This window comes from Cryobacterium sp. TMT4-10 (genome assembly GCF_004403275.1).
Lineage (GTDB): Bacteria > Actinomycetota > Actinomycetes > Actinomycetales > Microbacteriaceae > Cryobacterium > Cryobacterium shii.
Window position 1 is genome coordinate 1 of record NZ_SOGU01000074.1, and the last position, 6493, is coordinate 6493.

Sequence of the window (6493 nt, forward strand, 5' to 3'; positions counted from 1 at the left end):
CGCAGCGGGGCAGCTCGGGCCCGCCGGCGGCTGGGGCGCCCCAGCTCGGGGCCGCCCGCCGGCGCGGGCCCGCCGGTTACGGCATACTCGGCGGGATGGGGACCGGGACCGCGTCTGCCGACTCGACGAGGGTGATGAACGCGCTGAGCTCGGCGACCGCGGCGGGCGTGACCGGCAGGAACTCGGTGAGCGCCGGCGAGTGCACGAGGTAAGCCGCCCATTTCGCCCGGGAGATCGCCACGTTCAGGCGGTTCTTCATGATCAGGAAGGAGAGCCCGCGGGGAACGTCTTCGGCAGAGGATGCCGCCAACGTCACGATCGCGATCGCCGCCTCCTGGCCCTGGAACTTGTCGACCGTGCCGACTCGCACCCGCGGGAACCCGGCCGCGGCCAGGGCCTCCCGCACGGTGTTCAGTTGCGCGTTGTAGGGGGTGACGACGATCACGTCCGCCTCGGTCAGCGGGTCCTCGCGGCGCCCCTCGGTGGGGTCCGTCCACCGGCGGCCGAGCCCCGGACTCACAAGCACCGAACTTTCAGGCACCGAACTCACCAGCAAGGAGCGCACCAGCGACACCACGACGGCGGCCTCCTCGGGCGACTGCACGGAGTTGCCGACATGCGTGACGGGCACGACGTGCAGGCCGGGCGCCACGCCCTCGAGCAGCCGAGTCGCGGCATCCGGATGCGAACGCAGCTCCCCCTCGTAGGACAACCTCGACACCGGTTCGGTGACGGCCGGATGCATGCGGCGGCTCTCCGCGAGGAAGTAGCCGAGTCCGGCCGGCAGCACGTCGTGGCCGGCACTGACCCAGCCGAGCGCGGACTGGTCGATCGGCTCCGGATGCGTGCCCTGGCTCACCTGCGGCAGCTGCTGCGGGTCGCCGAGGAGCAGCAGGTTGCGCGCTCCGACGCTCGCGGCGATGGTCGACGCGAGGGAGAACTGGCCGGCCTCGTCGACGACCAGGAGGTCGAGGCTCTGCCGGGGAACCCGGGCGGGGTTGCTGAAGTCCCAGGCGGTGCCGCCGACCACGAATCCCGTGGCGGCGTGGTCGAGGGCGAACATGAGTTGCCCGTCTTTCGCCAGTTCGGTGAACCGGGCCGGGGCATCCGCATCGGAATCGGAATCTGAATCCGCGGAGGAGGGCACGCTGCCGGCCCTGGGCACCTTGCCGACCAGGGCCGGGTCGAGCCCGGCCTTCACGATCGCGGCGAGGAGAGTCTCGACCACGGCGTGCGATTGAGCCACCACCCCGATCTTCCAGCCGTGGCGGCGCACGAGGGTGGTGATCACATGCGCGCCCAGGTAGGACTTGCCGGTTCCGGGCGGGCCCTGCACGGCCAGGTAGGAGGAGTCGAGATCGAGCAGGCTTGCGGTCACGGCGTCGATCCGTTCGCGGCCGGCCGTCACGCCCGGAGTGACGCCAGCGGTCGCGCCTGCGGTCACACCCGAGGCCACACCGGCGGCCACACCGGCGGCCACACCGGCGGCTGCGGCGACCGGCGCCAGCAGGCCCGAGCGAGTGCGCGGCGGAACTCGCCGCAGAATGTCCACCATCGGCTCCTCGGGCCAGCCCGGTCGGGCGTCGACGATGTTCTGCGCCCACTCCTCGATCGCCGGCTTCTGCTGGCCGGCGGCCGGCGGCGCCGCCGGAGCCAGGGCGCTCGGCTTCTGAGACCACGGCTCGGTGTCCTTCGGCACGGTCTCCCGCACGAGGATGCTGTCGTCGTCGGCCACCTCGAGCACGGTCACCGTGCGGGCGGTGCGGGACCCGGGCTCGAGACGGGGGTCGAGGAAGGGGCCGGGGTATTCGTAGAGCAGGAACGGTCCGGCCTGGTCGCCGGGCTTGATGCTGCTGCCCGGCGCGAGGCGCCCCCAGAGGCGCAGTTCCCGGCGGTCGGTGCGCTGCCGGCCCTCCCGGTACCAGTCCCGTTCGACCCGGGCGCGCTCGACCCGCAGCACATCCCGGGTGTCTTCCCACGCCTCGATCGGCTGCGCGAGGCGGGCGTAGTGGCCCCACCAGAAGCTCTTCTGCTCGCGCCGGTGATAGTCGAGTGCGGCGGCGGCGAACGCGGCCGCCGTCCGGTCGGCGCTACGGTGCGGGTCGAGCGCTTCCCCGGCCACGGCGAGCAGCTCGCCGCGGAGCGGGGACGGCTCCAGCTCCCCGACGGTTTTCTCCGGGGCGACGGCGCCGACCGGGATGCCCCGCTCGGCCGCACGCGCGAGCAGCCAGTCCCGCAGGCGCAACGTCGACACGCAGTCGTACCGGTTGTAGTCGGCGATGGAGCGCAGCATCCGTTCGCCCTCGTCGACCTGGCCGAGCAGGTCGAGGTCGCGCGCCGCGGCGTATTCGGTGATCGAATCGGCCGCGTTCGTCACCTCGCCCACCCGCAGGTCGGCGCCCATGTAGAGCGGTTCGAGCTTCTTGATCGAGTAGGACCGCGACCCGACCCGCATCGCCTTCTTCACCAGCGGGAAGAGGTCGACGAGCACGTTCTGCTGCAGCAGAGCGTCGACCTCGTCTTCGCCGACGCCGTGCCGGGCGGCGATGCTCAGCAGGTGCGTGCGTTCGTAGGGGGCGTAGTGGTAGACGTGCAGGTTGGGGTAGCGGGCCCGGCGGGCGCCCAGATAGTCGAGGAAGTCGCGCAGCGCCTGGCGTTCCTCCGCCCAGGTGTGGGCCCAGAACGCGCGGAACGTGCCGTCGACCTCCACCAGGCCGAACAGGTAGTCGAGGCCCCAGCTCTCCGCGGCCCCCTCGGTGTAGAGCGGATCACCCTCGAAATCAAAGAAGATATCGCCCGCGTCGGGCGCGGGCAGCACGGCCAGCGCGGCCGGGTTGCAGAGCTCGACCGGCGGCGGCTCGTCGGCCACGGCCCGCACCTGCAGCCGGGCCTGCGTGCGGAGCCCGCCAAGTGTGCTCTCCCCGATCCCGTCGACCACGACAGCGGGCAGCCCGGCGGCGCCGGCGACCGGGTCAACGGATGCCGCGAGCTGGTCAATCGTGAAGATCCCCGCCTCAGCCAGGCGCGCGCGCTGCGAGACGCGCAAACCGGCCACGAGCAGCACATCGCGCCGCGCCTGCACCTCGGCGTCACAGGTGCCGCAGCGCCCGCAGACCGTGTACCGCGCATCGCCCCACAGGATCGGGGCCGTCTCCGCGACCCGCTCGCCGATGATGCGCAGCAGTCGTTCCCGGCGCTTGCGATACACCGGGCGGATGTCGGCGAGCCGGTGCTCGCTCACGGTTCCGTCGCCGAGCAGCAGCTGCACGGTCTCGGCCGTGCGCACCCCGATGCGGTCGAGCTGCTCGGCGTAGGCCGCCAGCTGGAGCAGCGCCGTGACCCGGGCGCTGCGGGCGAGTTTGGTGTCCTGGACGAGGTAGCTGCCGTCCGGGCGGCGCACGATGAAGTCCGCGAAGCCGATGAAGGCCACGCCGGGGGCGGTCTCGTCGAAGAAGGTGGCCTGGAAGACGGTGTCGGCGCCGGCTGCGAAGGCGCGCACGGTGTCGGCGACGACGATCTCGATGCTGGCGCGCGACATCCGTTCGGGGCGGGTGATTTCGACCACGCCCCCGGCCATTCGGTAACGCTCGAGCACTCGGGCTTCGTGCTCGTCGCCGAGCCGCGCGGTGCGCTCGAGCATGGCGTCGGCCTTCTCCGGCACGGCGGCGGCGCGGCCGAGTTTCGCGTCGAGTTTGCGCAGAAAGGCGAACTCGCACTTCGAGGCGGCAGCGAGGTCGCTCGCGCTCGTCACCACCGTCTGGGCGGGACGCGTGCCGCTCATGGTCGCACTGCTCACCGGCGTGCCCGGCACCTCGTCGCGCTCCAGCAGAAACATCGTTCCCCTCTCGGTCCACCCGTGACGAGCGTATCGGGAGGGTCTGACATCCCCGGTGAAAGCGCTCCGACGGGCAGCAGCGCGCCACCGCGGGCGGGGCCGCTTTCATCACGGGTCAGAACCCGGTCAGGAGGTGCGGCCGGTGTCACTGCTGTTGAAGTCGCTGCTGTCGAAATCGGTCGTCGCGATCTCCGCGTACGCGGGCGAGGGTTTGGGTTGCTGGAGAGCGAGAACCCGGTCGCGGAGGACTGCGATCACCTCGGTGATGTTCGGCTCGTCCCAGAGGGAATCCTCGGGAACGCTGATCAACTCACTCATCGGCCCCACGATCAGTTTCACCATGATCGGCTTCCCGGCGACATTGATCGCGGGCAGGTTCAGTGACTCGGTCGTCTGACTGATACCCAGGGCGGTGACGAGTTGGAAGAGTGCGTCTGCGATGGCGTCCGCGGTGAGGAAGGACGCCCCGCTGTAGGAGATTCGTCGCATGCAATCACTGTCTCCCCACCCCGCTGGGTATTCAACCCCCCAGGGAACAGCCCGAGGCCCGGCGGCCGCCAACAGGCGGTCGTCGGGCCCGAACAGGCGGTGCGGCGCGCTACTGCGCGTCGGACTCATCGGCCGCGTGGAACCACGGCGGGTACACGGCCACCTTGGGCTTGTGCGCCCCGGCGGCGAGGATGCCCCGCACCGCGTCGCGCACCTTGTCGTTGGCGACGCCGATCAGCGTGACCAGCTGGAACGGGAACTGCTCGCTGACGAGCAGCTCCGCCGCGCGGATCGCGCCCGATTCCTGGTCGGCGCGCAGCCGGCGCAGCAGCCGGTCCGCGCTCTCCGGCGCGGCACTGAAGCTGGTCAGCGGCCCGGCGGCGTCCGCGTCGGTGACGACGACGGCCGCCGCGGCAGGCTCGTCGGCGGTGGCGAGGTCGTCACGGAGCTTCTTGACCGTGCTGACCAGGATCACGAAATCGAAGATCTCAGCGTCGTGGGCCTGGCCCGAGAGGCGGGGGTCGGTGGCACCGGTGAGGATGCCGTCCCAGAGGTACGCGTTCGGCGACAGGAAGAACGGTACGTACGCGGCGACCCGGGTGTCGTCCGCCTCCGTGACGACCGCGGCGCGGCGTGCCGCGCGGGTGAGCACGGAGGAGAGGTCCACGGCGGGCCGGGTCTCCCAGGCGTCGCTGGCGTCGGCGAGCAGGCGCCCGCTGCCGAGGATTCCGGCGAGGTTACGGATGTGGGTGACGTGGTAGATCCGCTGCTCCCCCACGTTGTCGACGGCCGTCTTCGCCGCGCCGGAGACCCGCACCGGTGAGGCCTTGACGGTTCCGGCCGCCTTGGCCACCGGCACGGTCTTCGTGCCGCCGAGGGTCACGGTTCGCGGCGACGGCGAGCTGCGCAGCGAAGGAGCCTTAGCGGACTTGGCCCGGCTGGCGCGAACCGCGGGAACGGCCGGCACGATCTCGGGGGCTGCTTTCGGGAAGCACAGGGCACACAATCCACCCTCGAGTCCGTGGATACATTCGTCGCTCAAAACTAGTGAAAACCTTTCGTGTGCGTGGCCCCCACACTCTTCAAGTCCGATGCTCAAAGACCACGTATCAACGGTACGGTCATTTCGGCCCGGATGGTGACCGTTCGGCGCATTCTCTGCAGACCGACGGATGCGGCGAGCGCCAGCGTTCCGGTCGCCGCGACCCACACATTCAGCCCGAACACCATCAGGCAGAACGGCGCCAGCACGATCAGCAGGGTGGAGACCGAGACCGCCCAGTCGGCCGCGGCCCGATCGCCGATCCGCCGCAGGACCGGCCATTCCAGTCGGCCGAGCAGGGCCGACAGCAGGAACAGGGCCGCCACCGTCGCGGCGAAATACGCCGGTCTGGTCCACCACCACAGGGGCGTTTCCGGCGCCGGACCGCCCCACGGGGTCAGGAGCGTCAGCCCGACCAGCAGGGCGATCACCGGCACGTGCCAGAGGTAGATCGTGATCAGGCGGGCACCGATCGCCCCAACCAGCACCCGCACGGGCGCGAGCGCCGCGATCCGGTGCAGCACCGGGCGGGCGAGCGCCAGCAGCGCGAACTGGCCAACGCCCAGCACGGTCAGGGCCAGGCTCGGCGGGTTGAGGTCCTCGAGAATGTTCACCCGGGAGAGGCCCGTCTGGACCATCCCCCACAGGAGCAGGAAGCTGTCGGCTGCGAGCAGCAGCAGCGCCGCCCGGCCGCGCCGGGCGAACCATCCGTCGGCCACCCAGAAGCCCAGTTGCTGCAGGAACAGCCAGATGAAGATCATGTTGAAGATGCCGATCACCGCCAACCCGGAAGACAGTCGCCCCGCCTCGACCACGATCGCGCAGCCGAGCAGCACCAGCAGCGTCAGCACTCGGGCGCGGGCGTGCAGTTCCACCATCCCCGGCAGGAAGGCCTGGCTGAACGCGTAGGCGGCGAGGAACCAGAGCGCCGACGTCACCCCGGCGCCGATCAGCAGGACGGATGCCCGGTCCACCCCGCTCCACTGCAGCACCAGGATGCCGCTCGTGAGGGCCAGGAACAGCGGGGCCGCGGGCCGGGCCAGCCTCAGGATGCGGCCGCGGATGAATTCGGCCGGGGTCAGCCCGGCGGCGGCCGCCGCGGTCCACGCCCGATGGCCGGCGAACCC

General features: G+C 71.2%; 4 protein-coding genes. All 4 read right to left on the reverse strand.

Annotated features, from left to right (window positions below; all coding sequences use genetic code 11):
• Positions 1 to 76 precede the first annotated feature (76 nt).
• Positions 77 to 3781, reverse strand: coding sequence for a TM0106 family RecB-like putative nuclease (locus E3T42_RS10210; RefSeq protein ID WP_134365087.1), 3705 nt, complete (start codon positions 3779 to 3781; stop codon positions 77 to 79).
• A gap of 180 nt (positions 3782 to 3961) precedes the next feature.
• Complete coding sequence (locus tag E3T42_RS10215) at positions 3962 to 4324, reverse strand: hypothetical protein (protein ID WP_134365060.1); 363 nt, start codon at positions 4322 to 4324, stop codon at positions 3962 to 3964.
• 109 nt (positions 4325 to 4433) lie between these two features.
• The gene (locus E3T42_RS16755; protein WP_160140985.1) at positions 4434 to 5366 is read right to left on the reverse strand and encodes a DarT ssDNA thymidine ADP-ribosyltransferase family protein; all 933 of its coding nucleotides are present in this window, start codon (positions 5364 to 5366) and stop codon (positions 4434 to 4436) included.
• A gap of 53 nt (positions 5367 to 5419) precedes the next feature.
• Positions 5420 to 6493: acyltransferase (locus tag E3T42_RS16760; RefSeq protein ID WP_166805327.1), on the reverse strand; the 1074-nt coding region annotated here is incomplete at its 5' end.

What these genes read in the sequence shown, in the direction of transcription:
- E3T42_RS10210 (WP_134365087.1), bottom strand. Translation starts at nt 3,781, where the DNA reads ATGAGCGGCACGCGTCCCGCCCAGACGGTGGTGACGAGCGCGAGCGAC.
- E3T42_RS10215 (WP_134365060.1), bottom strand. Translation starts at nt 4,324, where the DNA reads ATGCGACGAATCTCCTACAGCGGGGCGTCCTTCCTCACCGCGGACGCC.